Here is a 19,246-nt window from a genome sequence, read left to right on the forward strand (position 1 = left end):
CGGGACATCCGGCTGCGGCCGCATGCATGGGTATCGAGCGAATGGTTTAGCCCGGCAGATGTGCCCGGTATTGCCATTCCATTCTATCTCGCCCATCCCCGCCTGATGAAGATCGAGAAGAAAATGATGCTCGACGTCGAGGGCGGCACCTGGTCCGAGTGCATGGCCATTCTCCGCCATGAGGCAGGCCACGCCATACAGCACGCCTACCAGCTGCAACGCCGCCGGCGCTGGCAGCAGCTGTTCGGCCCGTCCTCGAAACACTACCCGCGTTACTACCGGCCCAATCCAGCTAGCCGGAGTTATGTCCAGCATCTTCGGCTCTGGTACGCGCAGAGCCATCCGGACGAAGATTTTGCCGAAACCTTCGCGGTGTGGCTGCGGCCGCGGTCGAACTGGCGGACGCGATATGCCGGTTGGCCAGCACTGAAGAAACTCGAATATGTCGACGAACTGATGGACGAAATCGCCGGGAAGCGACCGCTAATCACGACGCGGGAGCGTGTCGATCCGCTCCGTGAGCTCAGTCAGACGCTTGGCGACCACTATCAAAAAAAGCAGGCATTCTACGCCTTCAAGGCGCCGAAGACTTACGACCGTGACCTCTCCCGGCTCTTTTCCGCCGATCCACGGCATCGCCGGGAGCAACCGGCTTCGCTCTTTATCAGGCGGCACCGGGCTCAAATCAGGCAGATGGTTGCGCGATGGACGGGCGAGAACCAACTTACGCTTGATGCTGTGCTTGACGACATGATCGCCCGCTGCCGCGAGCTCGATCTGCGTGCCGTCGGCTCCAGACAGAAGCTGGTGATCAATTTCACCATACTGTTGACCGCCAAAACCATGCACGCGCTGTTCGGCCCATCGCGGCGCAAATGGATCGCTCTATGAGACGCCTGCGCATTCTAGTGCTGATGCATCCGGACTTCATGCCCCCGGACTCTACCGACGGATACACCGCGCGGCAAATCAATGAATGGAAAACAGAATTCGACGTCGTGAGCACCTTGCGTGCGGCTGGCCATGAAGTTCACCCACTCGGCGTGCAGGAGGAAATCAAGCCGGTGCGCGACGAGATCGAAGATTTCAAGCCGCATGTGGTGTTCAACTTGCTCGAGCAGTTTCACCATGAGCCGGTGTACGACCAGCACATTCCAAGCTATCTCGAGCTGATGAAGATCCCATATACCGGGTGCAATCCGCGTGGCCTGATCCTCGCGCGCGGCAAGGATCTGTCCAAGACGTTGGTGCACCATCGCCGGATCGCGGTGCCGGCCTTCGCCGTGTTTCCGATGCGCCGCAAGGTCAACCGACCAGCACGTCTTGCGCTGCCGCTGATCGTCAAGAGCTTGAACGAGGATGGATCGTTCGGTATCTCGCAAGCGTCCATCGTCGATACGGACGAGAAGCTCGCAGAGCGCGTCGCCTTCATTCACGAGCGGGTCGGAACTGCCGCCATCGCCGAGCAATATATCGAGGGACGTGAGCTCTACGTCGGCGTGCTCGGCAATACCAGGCTGCGCGTCCTGCCGGTTTGGGAATTGAAATTCGGCAGCATGGGCGGCCAGGGCGCACGGCACATTGCCACCCAGAAGGTCAAACACGATCCCGATTATCAGGAGCGGGTCGGAATCGAAGATGGGCCGGCCAAGGATCTTGCGCCGGAAGTACACGCCCGTATTCAGCGAATAGCAAAACGCATCTACCGAACGCTAGGGCTCGATGGATACGCGCGCATCGACTTTCGCCTCGCTGCCGACGGCACGCCGTATTTCATTGAAGCGAACCCCAATCCCGAAATCGCAAAGAGCCAGGAGTTCGCTACCGCGGCTCTGCATGACCGCCTGGATTACCCGGACCTGCTGCATCGCATTCTGGCGCTCGGAATAAGCCGGGCAAAGGCAGGCGTATCCGTGGGCTGAAAGGCAGCATCAAACGGGGCATGCACAGCGGTGGTGCGCTCCGAAATTCAGGCCGCATCACGTCGTGAAATGAGGCGGACTAAACACCGCTGAACGAATTATACCCCTGGTCTTCCCAGAAGCCGCCCTTGTAGTCGTTGGTGACTTCCATCGAGATCACGTATTTCGGGCTCTTGAAGCCGAGTTTTGTCGGCACCCTGATCCTCATCGGGAAGCCATAGGCGCGCGGCAAAATCTCGTCGCTGAACTTGAAGCTCATCTGGGTCTGCGCATGCAGCGCGGACGGCATGTCCAGCGGCGAGTTGTAACCGTCTCTGTCGGCGCACTGGAACCAGACATATTTCGCGCGCGTATCTGCGCCGATCAGTTTCAGGAAATCGCGCAAGGGGACGCCGGTCCAGCTTCCGATCGCGCTCCAGCCTTCTACACAGATGTGGCGCGTGACCTGCTTGACCTGCGGCAACTGATAAAGCTCGTCCAGCGTCCAGGACTTCTTGTTGTCGACGAGGCCACGCACCTCGAGCTTCCAGCTCTTGCCGTCGATTTCAGGCGCGTCGTCGACGTCATAATACCCATTGAACGGGAACGGTTTTGTGATGGCGCTTTCCGGATATGTCGGCGCCATGGCGTTCGGATTGAAGATCAACGCCTGCACGCCGTCATTGAACTTGGAAACCTGCTTCAGCATTTCTTCGGCCGAGAAACTGTCGGTCACGTCGCAGCCCGTGAGCAGTGTCAGCGCACCAAGGCTGGCGCCGCCGGAGATGAAGCGCCGGCGGGTGAGGTCGGGCATGGTCTTGACGGCGTCTCGGATGAGCAGCGTCTTGTCGACGCCGGGAATCAGGAGATTGCGCATGCGGCCCATGGTCATACTCCCTTATTAGCGGCCGATGATCATGGCGCGCAGGCTCCTCGGCACCAGAAGAGCGAGCACGACATGGATCACCATGAAGGCGACAATGCCGGCCATGCAGAAGAAGTGGACGTAGCGGGCGGCCTCGTAGCCACCGAACAGCGCCGTCAGATACTGAAACTGAACCGGTTTCCAGATCGCCAGACCCGACAGCACAATGAGGATGCCGACGATGATGACGCCGGCATAGAGCAGCTTCTGCACCTGATTGTATCTGGTGAGATCCGCATGCGACAGCTTGCCGGTCAGCGCCGCCTTGGTGTCCGAGATCACGCCCTCCGGCGTGATCGGCAGCAGCTTCTTGCGGAAGCGGCCGGTGGCAAGGCCCACAATCAGATAGATCAGGCCGTTGACCATCAATAGCCACATCGCGGCGAAATGCCAGAGCAGCGCACCGGCGAGCCAGCCGCCCAGCGTGATGCTCGAGGAGAATGTGAAACCGAACAGCGGCGAGGCATTGTAGATCTGCCATCCCGACATGATCATGAGGACCATCGCGAAGGCGTTGGTCCAGTGCAGCGCCCGCACCCAGGCCGGCTGGATGACCTTTGCCTTGGCTGGCGCGGCATGTTCGTCGCTGGCTGTTACGGCCGACATGGCTTTTCCCCGCTTGAAAATCGCTATCGTTTATACGCCGGGAACCGGCTTTTCGTTACTGCCATGGCGCGAGCAGATCGACGCATGGCGGCTATCGCCTTCACAAAAAAGCGAGCCGGGTTGCCCCGGCTCGCCCAATCCACGCGCCCCTGTTGGGACCAGTCAGGGGCGCGCGGGGAGTTTTAGGACGCCGGCATCAGCACGGTATCGACCACATGGATCACGCCGTTCGACTGGTTGACGTTGGTGATCGTGACCGTCGAGGTTCCGCCCTTGGCGTCGACGATCCAGGTCTTGCCATCCGCCTTCTTGACCGTCAGTTCCTCGCCTTCGGCAGTCTTGAGCTTCCTGCCGTCGGTCAGGTCGGCGGCGGCAAGCTTGCCGGGCACGACATGGTAGGTGAGGATCTTGGTCAGGGTCGCCTTGTTCTCAGGCTTCACCAGCGTTTCGACCGTGCCGGCCGGCAGCTTGCCGAAGGCGGTGTTGGTCGGCGCGAACACCGTGAACGGGCCCTTGCCTTCCAGCGTCTCGACCAGGCCGGCGGCCTTCACCGCGGCGACCAGCGTGGTGTGGTCCTTCGAGTTGACGGCGTTCTGGATGATGTTCTTGGACGGGAACATCGCCGCGCCGCCGACCATCACGGTCTTTTCTTCCGCGCTCGCGGGCGCGGTGATGGTGGCGGTGAAGGCCAGTGCGCTGAACACGGCGGCCGACAGTAGTGCAATACGTTTCGACATGGAATCTTCTCCCGAGGATTGCGATGGCCGGCGGGGCATCCGCCGGTGATGAAAACAACGACGCTGGTCGATGGACCGGTTGTGTTCGTCGTCGTTGAGCCGAGCTACGGGAGGTTTTTGGCCCGGTTTCGGGGAATAAATTATCGTGATGGCTGAAACTTTTGGGGGCGCGGATCGTGGCCGAGCACCGGTAGCCCGGACGGAGCGAAGCGCAATCCGGGAGAACTCGGTCCGCTCGTGAGACCGTCCCGGTTACGCTGCGCTCCACCCGGGCTACGGAGGAGACTAATCCCTGTTCGCCGGCGTCTGGATGAACCCGCGATTATGCGTCGGGCTGATCAGGATCTCGTTGACGCACACGCGAGCTGGCAGGCTGGCGACAAAGGCGATGGTGCGGCCGCAATCTTCCGGTTGCAGCATTTTCGCCTGCTCTTCCTCCGACGGCACCACCGGGCGCAGCTTCAGGATCGGGGTTGCGACCTCGCCGGGCGACAGGCAGCAGGCGCGCAGGCCGTTGACGCATTCGTCCATGTTGAAGGAATGGGTCAGGGCCAGCACCGCGTGCTTGGTCGTGGTGTAGGCCGGGCCCGGCATCTTCGAGACGTGGCGGCCGGCCCAGGACGCGACGTTGATGATGCAGCCGTCTTTTTGTTTCCTCATTGCCGGCAGCACCGCGCGCATGCAGTAGAGCACGCCGTTGAGGTTGATTTCGACGACCTTGTCCCAGCCCTCCAGCTCCATGTCGGCCCAGCTTCGCTTCGGCACATTGAGGCCGGCGCTGTTGACCAGAAGGTCGATCCGGCCGTGCTTGGCCAGGATCTGGTCCGCGGCCTTGTTCACATCGGCCTTATTGCTGACATCGAGCTGGATCGCCTCGACCTTGCCGCCCTTTTTGGTGATGTTGGCCACGACGCGTTCGAGTTCTTCCTTGCGCCGTCCCGAAACCACCACGGTCCAGCCGTCGGCCGCCAGAAATTCCGCCCCAGACTCGCCGATTCCGCTGCCACCGCCGGTTACCCAAGCCACCCGTTTCCCGTTATTTGTCATGCAAACTGTCTCCGTTGCTTTTAGAAGGGCGTTCTTGCTATTCCAGCCGGCGAAAATTCCGCCGGGCCAGCGCCCTTCAGGGAATGTTGCATGAACACGACCGCCAACGCCAACCTGTTTTCCCGCCTGTTCGATACGCTCGACGATCCGAACCGGCTCGCGATCGAAATGCTCGACGGCACGCGCATCAGCTATGGCGAGTTGATCGCCCGTGCCGGTCAGATGGCGAACGTGCTGGTCTCGCGCGGCGTCAAGCCCGGTGACCGCGTCGCGGCGCAGACCGAAAAATCGGTGCCGGCGCTGATCCTCTATCTCGCGACGGTGCGCGCGGGCGCGGTCTATCTGCCGCTCAACACCGCTTATACGCTCAACGAGCTCGATTACTTCATCTCCGACGCCGAGCCGTCGCTGGTCGTCTGCGATCCCTCGAAGGCCGAAGGCATCGCCGCGATCGCGGCCAAGGTGAAGGCCAAGGTCGAGACGCTCGGCGCCGACGGCAAGGGATCGCTGACCGATGCCGCGGCCAGGGCGGAGGCCGCGTTCGCGACCGTCGCCCGCGCCAATGACGACCTCGCCGCGATTCTCTATACCTCAGGCACCACCGGCCGCTCCAAAGGCGCGATGCTGACGCACGACAATCTCGCGTCAAACTCCTACAGCCTGGTCGACTACTGGCGCTTCACGGACAAGGATGTGCTGATCCACGCGCTGCCGATCTATCACACCCACGGCCTGTTCGTGGCCAGCAACGTCACTTTGTTCGCCCGCGCCTCGATGATCTTCCTGCCAAAACTCGACCCTGAAATGATGATCAAGCTGATGGCGCGCGCGACCGTCATGATGGGCGTGCCGACGTTCTATACGCGGCTGCTGCAGAGCCCGGCGCTGTCGAAGGAATCGACCAAGCACATGCGGCTGTTCATTTCGGGCTCCGCGCCATTGCTCGCCGACACCCATCGTGAATGGTCGGCGCGCACCGGCCACGCCGTGCTGGAACGCTACGGCATGACCGAAACCAACATGAACACGTCCAACCCCTATGACGGTGAGCGCGTGCCCGGCGCGGTCGGCCTCCCCCTACCCGGCGTCTCCGTGCGCGTCACCGACCCTGAAACGGGCAAGGAGCTTGCGCGCGACGAGATCGGCATGATCGAGGTGAAAGGGCCCAACGTTTTCAAGGGCTACTGGCGGATGCCGGAAAAGACAAAATCCGAATTCCGCGACGACGGCTTCTTCATCACCGGCGATCTCGGCAAGATCGACGCCAAAGGCTATGTGCACATCCTCGGCCGCGGCAAGGATCTGGTGATATCAGGCGGCTTCAACGTCTACCCGAAGGAAATCGAGAGTGAGATCGACGCCATGCCGGGCGTGATCGAATCCGCCGTGATCGGCGTGCCGCATGCCGATTTCGGCGAAGGCGTCACTGCGGTCGTGGTCTGCAACAAGAACGCAGGCGTCACCGAGGCCGGCGTGTTGAAGGCGCTCGATGGACGGCTGGCCAAATTCAAGATGCCGAAGCGCGTCTTCGTCGTCGACGAGCTGCCGCGCAACGCCATGGGCAAAGTGCAGAAGAATATTTTGCGGGATACCTATAAGGATATCTATGCGAAAGCGTAGGAGCCAATCGCTCCGGGGAGCAAATCATGAACCGGGAACAGGCCAAAGGTATTCTTGACCACCTGCTCGCGGCCGCATTCGAACTCGACGAAGCGAGGGCAGCAGCAGAGATTCTTGAAGATCAAGATGAGGATGCCGCCTCGCTCAAGAGGCTTATCATCAAGCTCAATTCCGAACTGCTGCAGACGGCCTATGATCGCTTTCCAGGTCTCATCCCGTTCGAAGAATTTCCCGAAATCAGCAGCTCGCTCTGTTGGGATCAAGTACAGCTTCCGCCTTCTGTATCGGTGGCCGAGATCGACCGGATCATCTTCTCCGTCATGAAGCCGCGATGGCAGAAAATGGCCATGGTGGTTGGCAATGCGTCCGTGCGGAGCGAGGCGATCGAGGTGCCGGTCAGCCACGAAATGTTCGCTGCTCGCATCCAGGCTTTGGCTGCGGCCGGCCGTCTCGAGAATCAGGGCGACCTCCGTAGATGGCGCCATAGCGAGATCAGATTGAAGGCTGAACCTGCGCCTCAGTAGCCCGGATGGAGCGAAGCGTAATCCGGGAACGGTCTGTCCATCCGCGCAAGAGTCCCGGATTTCGCTTCGCTCCATCCGGGCTACGCGCTACTGCCCGTTCAACAAGCTGATCACGAACCTTCCGCCGACGATGAACATATAGGTGCCGAACGCCGCCTCCAGCGCGCGTTTCGACAATGCATGCGCCACCTTCACCCCGAGCGGTGCCGTAACAAGCGTGGTCGGCATCACCAACAGCGCGCCGATCAGCGAGACATAGCCGATCGAGAACGGAAGCTGCAGAGCGGCGACATCGGGAAAGCGCGCCGCGGCCGGCCAGCCGGCATAGACATAGCCGATCGCACCGGGAATCGAGATCAGCACCGCAATCGCCGACGAGGTCGCGACCGCCTGATGGATCGGCCGGCCATAGAACGTCATCAAGAGGTTCGCGAACAAGCCACCGCCCACGCCCATCAAGGTCGACAACAACCCGACGAAGAAGCCGTAAACGCGCATCAGAAAGCCCTTCGGCACGTCGTCGCCGAGCTTCTAGGTTTCCCGCGACAGCAACAGCCGCGCCGCCGCCGACCACGCCACTACCACGAACACGATCTTGAACAGCCGCTCCGGCGCAAAGCGCGCCGTGACGCTGCCGGCCACAACACCAAGCACGATCGGCAGCCACCAGCGCCTGAGAATGCCCATGTCGACCGCGCCCCTTTTGTAATGGGCGCGAAACGAAGCGAGCGAGGTCGGGATGATGATGGCGAGCGAAGTACCCATGCGGAGCGGCATCCGTACTTCCAGCGGGACGCCGGCGAGGCGGAAGCATTCATAAAAAACCGGGACCAGGATCGCACCGCCGCCGATACCGAACACGCCGGCAAGAAACCCCGACAGCGCCCCGACTGCGATCAGCAGCAATGCGAGTTCGATGAGTTCTCTCGGATCGAGGCCGGCGATCATGTCTTGCGCATCTCGCGTTCTGGATTTACGGCCGCGATGGCCGCCGCGGGCAGCCTTAGCTGTTTCTGAAATGCGGGAGTATCCATTCTCTCATGGGGCACCCTTGCCGCGCGATCGCGACCATCATCACTGCATGGTGTTCTCAGGTGCCCGGCACCGCTGAGCGGCGCTTCTCGGGCAACACAAAGACGGGCCGCAAAATCCGCATATCGGGTCGGCTCTGGATGAATAGCCTCGATGCCCTTGCCCACCGCCGCGAAGGAGGGCGTTGGCATCGTGCGGGTGCCGTCATGGCAGGCCGAAGCCGATCTCGCGGACGGCCATCTGGTCCGCCTGCGATTACGAACCCGCTCCGGCACCGCTGCACCTGATGTTTCGGCCATCGCGGCGAGGCTTCTCCGAAGGTCCGGGGCCTTCGTCGACCTACCTCGTTGAGCGGTGGCGCGGCGTGGCTCCGTTCGGGCTGCCGCCGCGGCCGCCAATGAACAGAACCAATATTCAATTCTTCAACCGTGCCAACCGGCTCTGGTATACCAAGCCGCTGATCAATCGCATTTCATAGCCGTGCTAGTAATGAACCGCGGTTCGATTCCAAGCCATTTGGCCGTTGCGCGGACTGTTTCGACTCCGTAAATAGAATTCATCTACCGCGTTCCCCGATGGGCCGGCCGCGGTCCCACACAACATAAAGCTGCCGAATGACCGCCAGGATCGAACGACCGATATCGCCCCATTTGCAGACCTATCGCGTGACCCTGACGATGGCGCTGTCCGTCATCCATCGCGCCACCGGTATTGCGCTCTATTTCGGTACCCTGCTGCTGTCCTGGTGGCTGATCGCCGCCGCCTCCGGGCCCGGGGCCTATGCCAATGTCCAGGCCTTCACCGGCAGCATCATCGGCAAGCTGATCGTGTTCGGCTACACGTGGGCGCTGCTGCATCATCTGTGCAGCGGTTTCCGCTACTTCTTCTGGGACCTCGGCTACGGCTTCAAGGCCAATGAGCGCGAGGCGCTGACCTGGGGCGCGCTGATCGCGGGCATTTCGCTGACCGTCCTTGTCTGGATCGTCGCGTATACGGTCGGAGGCGGACGATGAGCAGCCGTTCGTCGATGCGCACGCCGCTCGGCCGGGTCCGCAATCTCGGTTCCTCGCATTCCGGCACCAGCGATTTCTGGCGCCAGCGTCTCACCGCGGTGGCGATGGCGCTCCTGATCCTGCCCGTTATCGTCATCGTGCTGATGCTGATCGGCCGCAACCAGGCGGGTGCGGCGCAAATTCTCGGCTCGTTGCCGATCGCGATCATCCTGGTCCTCTTCATCATCGCCAGCGCCTGGCACATGAAGATCGGCATGCAGATCGTGATCGAGGATTATATCCACAACGAGAAGCTCAAGCTCGCCAGCGTGATGGCGAACAATTTCTTCTGTATCGCGGTGGCGCTTGCCTCGATTTACGCGATCATCAAACTGTCATCGGGAGTGTAGCCCATGGCTGCTGACGGCAACGGCAAGGCTACCAACGGCAGTGGCCCGGCCACCAACGGAAAAGCCTATCCGATCGAGGACCACACCTACGACGTGGTGGTGGTCGGTGCCGGCGGCGCCGGCTTGCGCGCCGTGGTCGGCTGCTCGGAAGCCGGCCTGCGCACCGCCTGCATCACCAAGGTGTTCCCGACCCGCTCGCATACGGTCGCCGCGCAAGGCGGCATCTCGGCCTCGCTCGGCAACATGCATCCGGACGACTGGCGCTGGCACATGTACGACACGGTCAAGGGGTCGGACTGGCTCGGCGACCAGGACGCGATCGAATACATGGTGCGCAACGCGCCCGAAGCCGTCTACGAGCTCGAGCATTGGGGCGTGCCGTTCTCGCGCACCGAGGACGGCAAGATCTACCAGCGCCCGTTCGGCGGCATGACCATGGACTACGGCAAGGGCCAGGCCCAGCGCACCTGCGCCGCCGCCGACCGCACCGGCCACGCCATGCTGCACACGATGTACGGTCAGGCGCTGCGCCACTCGGCCGAATTCTACATCGAATTCTTCGCCATCGATCTGATCATGGACGACCAGGGCGTCTGCCGCGGCGTGATCGCGCTCAAGCTCGATGACGGCACGCTGCATCGCTTCCGCGCCCAGACCACCATCCTTGCCACCGGCGGCTATGGCCGCGCCTACGCCTCCTGCACCTCGGCGCATACCTGCACCGGCGATGGCGGCGGCATGGTGCTGCGCGCCGGCCTGCCGCTGCAGGACATGGAATTCATCCAGTTCCACCCGACCGGCATCTATGGCTCGGGCTGCCTCGTCACCGAGGGCGCCCGCGGCGAAGGCGGCTATCTCGTCAATTCCGAGGGCGAGCGCTTCATGGAGCGTTACGCGCCCTCCGCCAAGGACCTCGCCTCGCGCGACGTCGTCTCGCGCTCGATGACCATCGAGATCCGCGAAGGCCGCGGCGTCGGCAAGAAGAAGGACCACATCTACCTGCACCTCGATCATCTCGATCCCAAGGTACTGAACGAACGGCTTCCGGGCATTTCCGAATCGGCCAAGATTTTCGCCAATGTCGACGTTACCCGTGAGCCGATCCCGATCGTGCCGACCGTGCATTACAACATGGGCGGCATTCCCACCAATTATCACGCCGAAGTGCTGACCAAGAGGGACGGCGACGACAATGCCGTCGTGCCCGGCCTGATGGCGATCGGCGAAGCCGCCTGCGTGTCCGTGCACGGCGCCAACCGGCTCGGCTCCAACTCGCTGATCGACCTCGTCGTGTTCGGCCGCGCCGCCGCGCTGCGGCTTGCGGAAAAGCTGACGCCGAACGGCAAGCAGCCGGACCTGCCGAAGGATTCGTCCGATCTGGCGCTCGGCCGGCTCGACCATTATCGCTACGCCTCCGGCGGCACGCCGACCGCAAAACTTCGCGAAGGCATGCAGCACGTCATGCAGAGCAATTGCGCGGTGTTCCGCACCGGCGAGATTCTGCACGAAGGCCAGAACCTGATCCACAAGGTCCATGGCGGCATCGGCGACGTCGCGACGACCGACCGCTCGCTGGTCTGGAATTCCGACCTGATCGAAACGCTCGAATTCGACAATCTGATCGTGCAGGCGGTCGTCACCATGGATTCGGCGGCGAACCGCACCGAAAGCCGCGGCGCGCATGCGCGCGAGGACTTTTCCGAGCGCGACGACAAGAACTGGATGAAGCACACGCTGGCCTGGATCGACGATCGCGGCAACACCACGATCGATTATCGCCCGGTGCACAATTACACGATGACGAACGACGTTCAGTACATCCCGCCGAAGGCGCGGGTTTACTGACGACGACAGCGAAGGCTTGCAAGCATGGCTGAATTCACACTTCCCAAGAACTCGAAGATCACCGGCGGCAAGGCCTGGCCGAAGCCGGCCGGCGCGACTGAGACGCGCGAGTTCCGGGTCTATCGCTGGAACCCGGACGACGGCAAGAACCCGAGCGTCGACACCTATCATGTCGACATCAACGATTGCGGGCCGATGGTGCTGGACGGCCTGATCTGGATCAAGAACAACATCGACCCGACGTTGACCTTCCGCCGCTCCTGCCGCGAAGGCGTCTGCGGTTCCTGCGCCATGAACATCGACGGCCAGAACACGCTGGCCTGTACCAAGTCGATGCACGACGTCGCTGCGGGCGGCGCGGTGAAGGTCAATCCGCTGCCGCACCAGCCGGTCGTGAAGGACCTGGTCCCGGATCTGACCAATTTCTACGCGCAATACGCTTCCATCGAGCCGTGGCTGAAGACGACCACGCCGACGCCGCAGAAGGAATGGAAACAGAGCCACGAGGACCGCGAGAAGCTCGACGGCCTCTACGAATGCATTCTCTGCGCCTGCTGCTCGACCTCCTGCCCGAGCTATTGGTGGAACAGCGACCGCTTCCTGGGACCGGCGGCACTCTTGCAGGCAAACCGCTGGGTGACGGATTCCCGCGATGAAGCCACCGGCGAGCGGCTCGACAACCTCGAAGATCCGTTCCGGCTCTACCGCTGCCACACCATCATGAACTGCGCCAAGGCGTGCCCGAAAGGCCTCAACCCGTCGGAAGCCATCGCCGAGCTCAAGCTGAAGATGGTCGAGCGCCAGATCTAGGCCGAGATGCCGTAGCCCGGATGGAGCGCAACGAAATCCGGGACAGGTTTAGCCGGCTGTGAGAATCCCGGATTGCGCTCCGCTCCATCCGGGCTACGAGAATCCTCATCCCGGGGCATGGGCCGCTCGTTGGCTATGCCCGGCCGGACTAGAATAATTATCAATTTATCGATCCGCATTAACGCCGTCCGGCGGCGCAAAAAAGTTCCGCTCCTCACACGCTTTATTCCCAACCAAGGATTGCGTTAAGCTCGGGCGGGGAGCTGGAGCGAGCGTGCAGACCGCGCAACGTAATTCGTTGAGACTGTTGCAATGGATGATGGTCGCCTCGCTGGCCCTTCCGTTGGCGCTCTTTGTATTTGCATCCGCCGTCTCCTGGGTCTCGATCCGCGAAACCGCCGATCGCGAAATCGAGCATTCGCTGGATGTCGCGCACGAGCACGCGCTGAAAGTATTCGAGACCATCGACCGCAGCCTGTCGGAGATGGCCGAGATCATCCGCGACGTTCCCGACGCCGACATCGTGGCCCGCGAGCAGACGCTGCATCTGCGGCTGAAGCGACTGGTCATCTCGCTGCCGCAGGTGAAGTCGGCCTGGATCTTCGACGCCAAGGGCCACGCCCTCGTCAACAGTCTTGTCGTCCCGGCGCCAGGGATCGATTTTTCCGACCGGGACTATTTCAAGGCCCACGTTGACGCCGACATTGGAACCTATATCGGTGAAGCGCTGAAACCGCGGCCGCCCTATCAGGGCGCCGCGTTCTTCGGCGTCAGCCGGCGGCGCCCGAGCGAGGACGGCAGCTTCGCCGGCGTGCTGCAGGCTTCCGTATTCCCGGAATATTTTGAGAATTACTACGCCCGGCTCGGCCGCGAGCCCGGCAGCTACTTTGCGCTCGGCCGCGCCGACGGCACGGTGCTGGCGCGCTTTCCCATCATCGATCGCGACATCCGCCTCGACCGCAACGGGCCGATCGGAAAACTGGTCGCGGCCAATCCCATGGCCGGCCTCATCACCGTGACCTCGCCGACAGACGGTGTCGAACGCCGCCTCGGCTACCGGCGGCTCGCGGAATATCCGATCTATATCGGCGCGGGCCTCGAGACTTCGGCGATCCGCGCGCGCTGGCTGTCCACCACGAGCCAGCATCTGATCTTCGGCGCGCCGGCCACCGCGCTGCTGTTTGCCTTGCTGGGGCTGGCCTTGCGCCGCACGCGCCATCTTCATCTCGAGGCCGAAAGGCGGCAGCAGGCCGAGGAAGCGCTGAAGCACGGCCAGCGGCTGGAGGCGCTGGGCCGGCTGACCGGCGGCGTTGCACACGACTTCAACAATCTGCTCACCGTGATCCGCGCTTCCGTCGACCTGCTGCGGCGCCCCGACCTGCCGGATGCGCGCCGGCTGCGCTATGTCGATGCGATCTCGGATACGGTAACCCGCGCCGCCAAGCTGACCGGACAGTTGCTGGCCTTCGCGCGGCGGCAGACGCTGAAGCCGGAGGTGTTCGACGTCGGCAGAAGCGTGCAGATGCTCAGCGAAATGATCGGCACGCTGGTCGGTCCGCGGATCGAGATTGTCATCCTCGGGCCGGACGAGCCGTGCTTCGTCAACGCCGACGCCAGCCAGTTCGAGACGGCCATTATCAACATCGCCGTCAACGCGCGGGACGCCATGGAGGGTCATGGACGGTTGACGATGGCGGTGGGAATGGCGGCCAGCCTGCCCAATGCCGCCCCGCTGCCGCAACATCCCTATGGCTATGTAGCCGTATCCGTCGCCGACACCGGCAGCGGTATTCCGCCGGATCGGCTCGAACGCATCTTCGAACCCTTCTTCACGACCAAGCAGGCCGGCCATGGTACCGGGCTCGGCCTGTCGCAGGTGTTCGGCTTCGCCAAGCAATCCGGCGGCGAAGTAGCCGTCGCCAGCGAAGTCGGCAAAGGCAGCATTTTCACGCTGTATCTGCCGCGCACCGCCGGCAGCGGGAAATCGAGACAGCCGGCGGCAGATGCCGCCGCGATCGATGGGAGCGGGATGTCGGTGCTGGTGGTCGAAGACAATGCCGAGGTCGGACGCTTCACGACCGATGCACTGGCCGAGCTCGGCTACGCTACCAAACTCGTCGGCAACGCTACGCATGCGCTCGAAGAACTCGCAAGCAGCGCCGAGCGATTCGACGCCGTGTTCACTGACGTCGTGATGCCCGGAATGTCCGGCATCGAACTCGCCCAGGAAATCCGCCGCCGCCATCCCCAGCTGCCGGTCGTGTTGACCAGCGGCTACAGCCACGTGCTGTCGGAGCACGGCAGCCACGGTTTCGAGCTGCTGCAAAAACCCTATTCGATCGAGCAGCTCTCCCGCGTGCTGCACCGTGTTGCCCGGCGAGACGTTGCACAAGCAGCGGCCTCCGCATCATCCTGAAAGCAACTGCACCGCTAGCGGACAGGTCGACGCGGTCGCGCATTTTTCGTGCGCCGCCTTCTGGTGCTGCCGGCATAGGCGGTCCGAAATCCGGGGGAACCTTTTGATTTGGTTGCCGTTGTGCCGCCATGCGCAAAGCAACCGTCAAATCTTCAGCGAAGAAACCCACCGCGAACGAGCCCGCCAAGGCAAGCAAGAAACCGGACGCCGGCGCAAGCACGCCGGATTCCGAAGAAAAGGCCGAACTCGCCGAAGTCGTTGCCGAAACCGACGATCACGTCGCACCGCCGCCGCCGGAGGTCGTCGAGCCGGATCCGGAATTGTCCCCTGAAGAGGCCGAACAGGCCCGCAAGGATTACCTGCTGACGCGGTTCTGGATCAGCGCGCGCGGCTATTGGGGCCGCAACGGCGACCGGTTGGCGTGGCTATTCTCGATCGGCCTGCTGGTCCTGATCGTCGCCAATGTCGGCTTTCAATACGGCATCAACGTCTGGAATCGCGCAATCTTCGACGCCATCGAGAAGCGCGATGCTGCGACCGTGTACTATCTCGCCGCGGTGTTCTTTCCGCTTGCGATCGGCAGCGTGCTGCTCGGCGTGGCGCAGGTGTTCGCCCGCATGGGCATCCAGCGCCGCTGGCGCGCCTGGCTGACCAGTGCGGTGTTATCGCGCTGGCTTTCCAACGGCCGCTACTACCAGCTCAACCTCGTCGGCGGCGATCACAAGAATCCGGAATATCGCATCGCCGAGGATCTGCGGATCGCGACCGACTCGCCGGTGGATTTCGTCGCCGGCGTCACGTCGGCGTTCCTCTCGGCGGCCACCTTCATCGTCGTGCTCTGGACCATCGGTGGCGGGCTGACGCTGACGGTGGGCGGCTCCACCATCACCATTCCCGGCTTCCTCGTGATCGCCGCGATCATCTATGCCGCAATCGCCTCCGGCTCGATCACGGCGATCGGACATAGTTTCGTGCAGGTGTCCGAAGACAAAAACCAGGCCGAGGCCGAATACCGTTATGTCCTGACCCGCGTGCGCGAGAACGGCGAAAGCATCGCGCTACTCGGCGGCGAAGAGGAAGAGCGTGACGGCATCGACAGGACGTTTTCAAACGTGCTGCGGCAATGGGCGCGCGTGGCGGGGCAACATATGCGCACCACGCTGGTATCGCAGGGATCGGGCCTCATCGCACCGGTCGTTCCACTGCTGCTATGCGCACCGAAATATCTCGACGGCAGCATGACGCTCGGACAGGTGATGCAGGCGGCGTCCGCGTTCACCATCGTGCAGACTGCATTCGGCTGGCTGGTCGACAATTATCCGCGGCTGGCCGACTGGAACGCCGGGGCGCGCCGCATCGCCTCATTGATGATGTCGCTCGACGGCCTCGAGCGCGCCGAGCAGGGCGACGGCATCGGCCGCATCGAACGCGGTGAGACCAAAGGCGACGCCATGCTGAGTCTCAACGATCTCTCGGTGACGCTCGACGACGGCACCGCTGTTGTCGGCGAAACCGAAATCGTGATCGAACCCGGCGAGCGACTATTGGTGGCTGGCGAGTCCGGCACCGGCAAGAGCACGCTGATCCGCGCGCTCGCCGGGCTGTGGCCCTGGGGCGGGGGCAGCATCAACTTCCACCCCGACCGCCGGCTCTTCATGCTGCCGCAAAAGCCGTACATCCCCTCCGGTACGCTGCGTCGCGCGATCACCTATCCCGGCGCGGCCGATGACTGGCTCACGGAGCAGATCTGCGACGCACTGCATAAGGTCGGCCTCGACCATCTCAAGGAGAGGATCGAGGAAGAGGGACCATGGGACCAGACGCTGTCCGGCGGCGAGAAGCAGCGGCTGGCATTCGCGCGGCTGTTGCTGCACAACCCCGATATTGTGGTGCTGGACGAGGCGACGTCGGCGCTCGATGAAAAGAGCCAGGACAAGATGATGGAGATCGTCATCAAGGAGCTACCGAACGCAACCATCGTCAGCGTCGCCCACCGCGCCGAGCTGGAGGCATTCCATAGCCGCAAGATCGTGCTGGAGCGGCGCAAGGGCGGCGCCAAGCTGGTCAGCGACGTCGCCCTGATCCCGCGCAAGGACAAACGCCGCCTGCTCGGCCGCTTCCTGCGCCATCGGAAGACCGCGAAGAAAGCGGCGTAGTGCCCATCTAGCCGTCATTGCGAGCGCAGCGAAGCAATCCACCTCTCCACTTGCCGCGCTATGGATTGCTTCGCTTCGCTCGCAATGACGAGGATAGGCCGCGGCACATTGGCTACCCGCCCTCGAGGGCACGACGGGGCGGTCGATCGCGGCAACAATTCAACCTGTTTCGCCGCCACAAAACCGGCTATGCATGCGGCGCTTCTACCCGAGGACTACCGTTTGACGCCCGACAACGATCCTTCGCCCGCGCCGTTCGGCGCATTCGCCCCGAATGCCGCACAGGCTGCGATCATTTCGCTCGCCCATCGCACGCGGCTGAAGCGCGGTGCGTTTCGCCCCTGGCTGTCGCGGCTGGTGAATCTCTTGCGCTCAGGTCCGGTCGACGTGCCATATCAAGGCGCCTCGTTTCGCTTCTATCACCAGGCCAGCGCCACCGAGCGCGGCGCGCTGTTCAATCCCGCCTACAACATCGAGGAGCTGGACTTTCTGCGTGCGCATGTGCCCACCGGGGGCACCTTCGTTGATGTCGGCGCCAATGTCGGGACCTACGCACTTGCATTGGCGCGCCATGTCGGCACCGGCGGCAAGGTGATCGCGATCGAGCCGCATCCGGTCACCCATGCGCGGCTCGCCTTCAACAACGCCGCCTCCGGCTACACCCAGGTGCGGCTGGTCGCGGCGGCTGCCGGTCCTGACGACGGCGAATTGCTGATCGAAACCGACGGCGACAATCTCGGCGCCAGCCACATCGTCTCGGGCGAGGCCTCCGGCAAGGCGATCAAGGTGCCGTCGCTGGGGCTGCAGCGTATCCTCGAAGAGGCCGGTGTCTCGCATGTCGACGGGCTCAAGATCGACGTCGAAGGGTTTGAGGACCGTGTACTGACGGGCTTCTTCGCCGACGCGCCGCAGGCGTTGTGGCCCCGTGCCGTCGTGATCGAGCATCTGTCGAAGGACGAATGGCTGGACGACTGCATCGCCGACATGCGCGCGCGGGGCTATATCGAGACGGGCAAGACCCGCAGCAACACGCTGCTGGCACGAGGTTGAATTTCCGCATTCCTCAAACCGCAGGAGAGCTTGATGATCGACCACGTCGGATTTCCGGTTTCGGATTACAAACGCTCCAAGGCCTTCTATCTGAAGGCATTGGCGCCGCTCGACTACACCCTCGTGATGGAAGTAACGGAGGAGCAACACGGCCACGACCCCGCCGCAGGTTTCGGCGCCAATGGAAAGCCCGATTTCTGGATCGGCGGCGAAGGCGGGTTGGACAAGCCGCTGCATGTCGCGATCGTGGCGAAGGACCGTGCGACGGTGGACGCCTTCTACAAGGCAGCCATTGCCGCCGGCGGGCGCGACAACGGCGCCCCGGGAATTCGCGCGCACTATCATCCGAACTATTACGGCGCGTTCGTGCTCGATCCCGACGGCCACAACATCGAGGCGGTCTGCCACGCGCCCGCTTGATCCGATCCACGGGTTCCATTTTAGAATCGGAAGGGAACTTTAAAGCGTCGCAGTCGTTGTCGCACCCGGAGCTGACTGTTCAGGAGATGTGATGCCGATCGAACCGCCGGAGATACCGCCGGCGACGCCAGGACAACCAACCGAGCCGCCACGGGAGGCCCCACCCGGGAGCCCCCGCCCGGAGGTCCCACCACCATTACGTGAACCGGGTCAGCCGCCACAACCGCAAGAGTTGCCGGGCAAAATGCCGGATGAGTTGCCGGTACGCGGGCCGAACGGTCCTCGCACGCCCAATCCCGCCACCGATCCGGGAGCCGGATGAACGCCTCGCCTGAACGCGCAATGAACAGGGATGCATGCAACCCATTGCGCCAATGAAATAAAAAGCATCCGAGCATTTGTAGGCCGCCACATTCCGGCCTAATGATTAGCCGCTCATCGACCAACTGACATGTCAATGAGGGCCCTTCCGTTGCTGTCAGGCCTATCTTCGGGGACCAAGGATATCATGACAAACCTCCGCATTCTGCTGCTCGCCACGACTGCTTTGACGGCGACGCAGTTCGTGACCTCCGCATCGCATGCGCAGGCCGCGCCGATCGTCGTGGCGCAAGCCAAGGAAGACGACGGCCGACCCAAGGGCGGCCAGCAGGGAGGCCAGCCGCCGCAGAAGGGGGCGCCGCCGCCAGCCGCCGCACCGAAGGCGCCCGCGCCCGCCTCTCCGCCGCCGCCGGCTGCGGCACCTCCGCGTCCGG

Annotated in this window: 18 protein-coding genes and 2 pseudogenes; 15 read left to right on the top strand and 5 right to left on the bottom strand. The window is 62.9% G+C overall.

Features of this window, described 5'->3' with window-relative positions; all coding sequences use genetic code 11:
* Positions 1-123: 123 nt before the first annotated feature.
* Positions 124-891: a putative zinc-binding metallopeptidase gene (locus tag AC0QUY_RS25805; protein ID WP_475389016.1), complete on the top strand. Its 768-nt coding sequence runs from the start codon at positions 124-126 to the stop codon at positions 889-891.
* Positions 888-1,922 (top strand): D-alanine--D-alanine ligase family protein, encoded by a 1,035-nt coding sequence (locus AC0QUY_RS25810; protein ID WP_161850863.1) that lies wholly within the window; start codon positions 888-890, stop codon positions 1,920-1,922. Before AC0QUY_RS25805 ends, AC0QUY_RS25810 begins: the two co-directional genes overlap by 4 nt.
* A 79-nt stretch (positions 1,923-2,001) precedes the next feature.
* Here the strand turns inward: AC0QUY_RS25810 and AC0QUY_RS25815 are convergent, their stop codons facing one another.
* The 4 genes from AC0QUY_RS25815 to AC0QUY_RS25830 form a co-directional block, all read right to left on the bottom strand.
* Positions 2,002-2,787 carry a molybdopterin-dependent oxidoreductase gene (locus AC0QUY_RS25815; RefSeq protein WP_475389018.1) on the bottom strand — a complete coding sequence of 262 codons (786 nt, stop codon included), beginning with the start codon at positions 2,785-2,787 and terminating at the stop codon, positions 2,002-2,004.
* A gap of 15 nt (positions 2,788-2,802) precedes the next feature.
* Entirely contained in the window at positions 2,803-3,432 is a 630-nt protein-coding gene (locus AC0QUY_RS25820) for a cytochrome b/b6 domain-containing protein (RefSeq protein WP_475389020.1), read from the bottom strand.
* A gap of 182 nt (positions 3,433-3,614) precedes the next feature.
* Positions 3,615-4,169 (bottom strand): fasciclin domain-containing protein, encoded by a 555-nt coding sequence (locus AC0QUY_RS25825; protein WP_475389022.1) that lies wholly within the window; start codon positions 4,167-4,169, stop codon positions 3,615-3,617.
* Between the two features lie 285 nt (positions 4,170-4,454).
* Positions 4,455-5,216: an SDR family oxidoreductase gene (locus tag AC0QUY_RS25830; RefSeq protein WP_475389025.1), complete on the bottom strand. Its 762-nt coding sequence runs from the start codon at positions 5,214-5,216 to the stop codon at positions 4,455-4,457.
* A gap of 90 nt (positions 5,217-5,306) precedes the next feature.
* Between AC0QUY_RS25830 and AC0QUY_RS25835 the strand changes: the two genes are divergently transcribed.
* Complete coding sequence (locus tag AC0QUY_RS25835; protein WP_475389026.1) at positions 5,307-6,836, top strand: malonate--CoA ligase; 1,530 nt, start codon at positions 5,307-5,309, stop codon at positions 6,834-6,836.
* Between the two features lie 26 nt (positions 6,837-6,862).
* On the top strand, positions 6,863-7,360 hold the full coding sequence (locus tag AC0QUY_RS25840; RefSeq protein WP_161850869.1) for a DUF3658 domain-containing protein: 498 nt from the start codon (positions 6,863-6,865) through the stop codon (positions 7,358-7,360).
* 87 nt (positions 7,361-7,447) lie between these two features.
* On the opposite strand, the pseudogene AC0QUY_RS25845 reads toward AC0QUY_RS25840, so the two are convergent.
* A pseudogene (locus AC0QUY_RS25845) lies at positions 7,448-8,308 on the bottom strand (sulfite exporter TauE/SafE family protein).
* A 237-nt stretch (positions 8,309-8,545) separates the two neighbouring features.
* Between AC0QUY_RS25845 and AC0QUY_RS25850 the strand changes: the two are divergent.
* The 11 genes and pseudogenes from AC0QUY_RS25850 to AC0QUY_RS25900 form a co-directional block, all read left to right on the top strand.
* Positions 8,546-8,743, top strand: coding sequence for a hypothetical protein (locus AC0QUY_RS25850; RefSeq protein ID WP_475389027.1), 198 nt, complete (start codon positions 8,546-8,548; stop codon positions 8,741-8,743).
* A 263-nt stretch (positions 8,744-9,006) separates the two neighbouring features.
* Positions 9,007-9,405 (top strand): succinate dehydrogenase, cytochrome b556 subunit, encoded by a 399-nt coding sequence (gene sdhC / locus AC0QUY_RS25855; RefSeq protein WP_057837772.1) that lies wholly within the window; start codon positions 9,007-9,009, stop codon positions 9,403-9,405.
* A 14-nt stretch (positions 9,406-9,419) separates the two neighbouring features.
* The gene (sdhD, locus tag AC0QUY_RS25860) at positions 9,420-9,794 is read left to right on the top strand and encodes a succinate dehydrogenase, hydrophobic membrane anchor protein (protein WP_161856296.1); all 375 of its coding nucleotides are present in this window, start codon (positions 9,420-9,422) and stop codon (positions 9,792-9,794) included.
* 3 nt (positions 9,795-9,797) lie between these two features.
* A complete protein-coding gene (sdhA, locus tag AC0QUY_RS25865; RefSeq protein ID WP_475389028.1) occupies positions 9,798-11,639 on the top strand; it encodes a succinate dehydrogenase flavoprotein subunit in 1,842 nt (613 codons plus the stop codon).
* A 24-nt stretch (positions 11,640-11,663) separates the two neighbouring features.
* A complete protein-coding gene (locus AC0QUY_RS25870; RefSeq protein WP_161850872.1) occupies positions 11,664-12,449 on the top strand; it encodes a succinate dehydrogenase iron-sulfur subunit in 786 nt (261 codons plus the stop codon).
* 274 nt (positions 12,450-12,723) lie between these two features.
* Positions 12,724-14,865, top strand: coding sequence for a hybrid sensor histidine kinase/response regulator (locus AC0QUY_RS25875; RefSeq protein WP_475389029.1), 2,142 nt, complete (start codon positions 12,724-12,726; stop codon positions 14,863-14,865).
* 128 nt (positions 14,866-14,993) lie between these two features.
* The gene (locus AC0QUY_RS25880; protein WP_475389031.1) at positions 14,994-17,021 is read left to right on the top strand and encodes an ABC transporter ATP-binding protein/permease; all 2,028 of its coding nucleotides are present in this window, start codon (positions 14,994-14,996) and stop codon (positions 17,019-17,021) included.
* A gap of 222 nt (positions 17,022-17,243) precedes the next feature.
* A complete protein-coding gene (locus AC0QUY_RS25885) occupies positions 17,244-18,071 on the top strand; it encodes an FkbM family methyltransferase (RefSeq protein ID WP_475389032.1) in 828 nt (275 codons plus the stop codon).
* A 33-nt stretch (positions 18,072-18,104) separates the two neighbouring features.
* Positions 18,105-18,491, top strand: a complete 387-nt coding sequence (locus AC0QUY_RS25890) for a VOC family protein (protein ID WP_475389034.1) — start codon at positions 18,105-18,107, stop codon at positions 18,489-18,491.
* A gap of 91 nt (positions 18,492-18,582) precedes the next feature.
* Complete coding sequence (locus AC0QUY_RS25895; RefSeq protein WP_161850877.1) at positions 18,583-18,813, top strand: hypothetical protein; 231 nt, start codon at positions 18,583-18,585, stop codon at positions 18,811-18,813.
* A 186-nt stretch (positions 18,814-18,999) separates the two neighbouring features.
* Positions 19,000-19,246, top strand: a pseudogene (locus tag AC0QUY_RS25900) (OmpA family protein); the annotation flags it as partial.

This window comes from Bradyrhizobium sp. WYCCWR15520, from assembly GCF_056174665.1.

Coding starts and splice junctions, on each gene's coding strand:
- AC0QUY_RS25895 (WP_161850877.1), top strand. CDS start 18,583: ATGCCGATCGAACCGCCGGAGATACCGCCGGCGACGCCAGGACAACCA.
- AC0QUY_RS25870 (WP_161850872.1), top strand. CDS start 11,664: ATGGCTGAATTCACACTTCCCAAGAACTCGAAGATCACCGGCGGCAAG.
- AC0QUY_RS25840 (WP_161850869.1), top strand. CDS start 6,863: ATGAACCGGGAACAGGCCAAAGGTATTCTTGACCACCTGCTCGCGGCC.
- AC0QUY_RS25805 (WP_475389016.1), top strand. CDS start 124: ATGATGCTCGACGTCGAGGGCGGCACCTGGTCCGAGTGCATGGCCATT.
- AC0QUY_RS25850 (WP_475389027.1), top strand. CDS start 8,546: ATGCCCTTGCCCACCGCCGCGAAGGAGGGCGTTGGCATCGTGCGGGTG.
- sdhD (WP_161856296.1), top strand. CDS start 9,420: ATGCGCACGCCGCTCGGCCGGGTCCGCAATCTCGGTTCCTCGCATTCC.
- AC0QUY_RS25825 (WP_475389022.1), bottom strand. CDS start 4,169: ATGTCGAAACGTATTGCACTACTGTCGGCCGCCGTGTTCAGCGCACTG.
- sdhA (WP_475389028.1), top strand. CDS start 9,798: ATGGCTGCTGACGGCAACGGCAAGGCTACCAACGGCAGTGGCCCGGCC.
- AC0QUY_RS25815 (WP_475389018.1), bottom strand. CDS start 2,787: ATGGGCCGCATGCGCAATCTCCTGATTCCCGGCGTCGACAAGACGCTG.
- AC0QUY_RS25880 (WP_475389031.1), top strand. CDS start 14,994: ATGCGCAAAGCAACCGTCAAATCTTCAGCGAAGAAACCCACCGCGAAC.
- AC0QUY_RS25810 (WP_161850863.1), top strand. CDS start 888: ATGAGACGCCTGCGCATTCTAGTGCTGATGCATCCGGACTTCATGCCC.
- AC0QUY_RS25820 (WP_475389020.1), bottom strand. CDS start 3,432: ATGTCGGCCGTAACAGCCAGCGACGAACATGCCGCGCCAGCCAAGGCA.
- AC0QUY_RS25890 (WP_475389034.1), top strand. CDS start 18,105: ATGATCGACCACGTCGGATTTCCGGTTTCGGATTACAAACGCTCCAAG.
- AC0QUY_RS25830 (WP_475389025.1), bottom strand. CDS start 5,216: ATGACAAATAACGGGAAACGGGTGGCTTGGGTAACCGGCGGTGGCAGC.
- AC0QUY_RS25835 (WP_475389026.1), top strand. CDS start 5,307: ATGAACACGACCGCCAACGCCAACCTGTTTTCCCGCCTGTTCGATACG.
- sdhC (WP_057837772.1), top strand. CDS start 9,007: ATGACCGCCAGGATCGAACGACCGATATCGCCCCATTTGCAGACCTAT.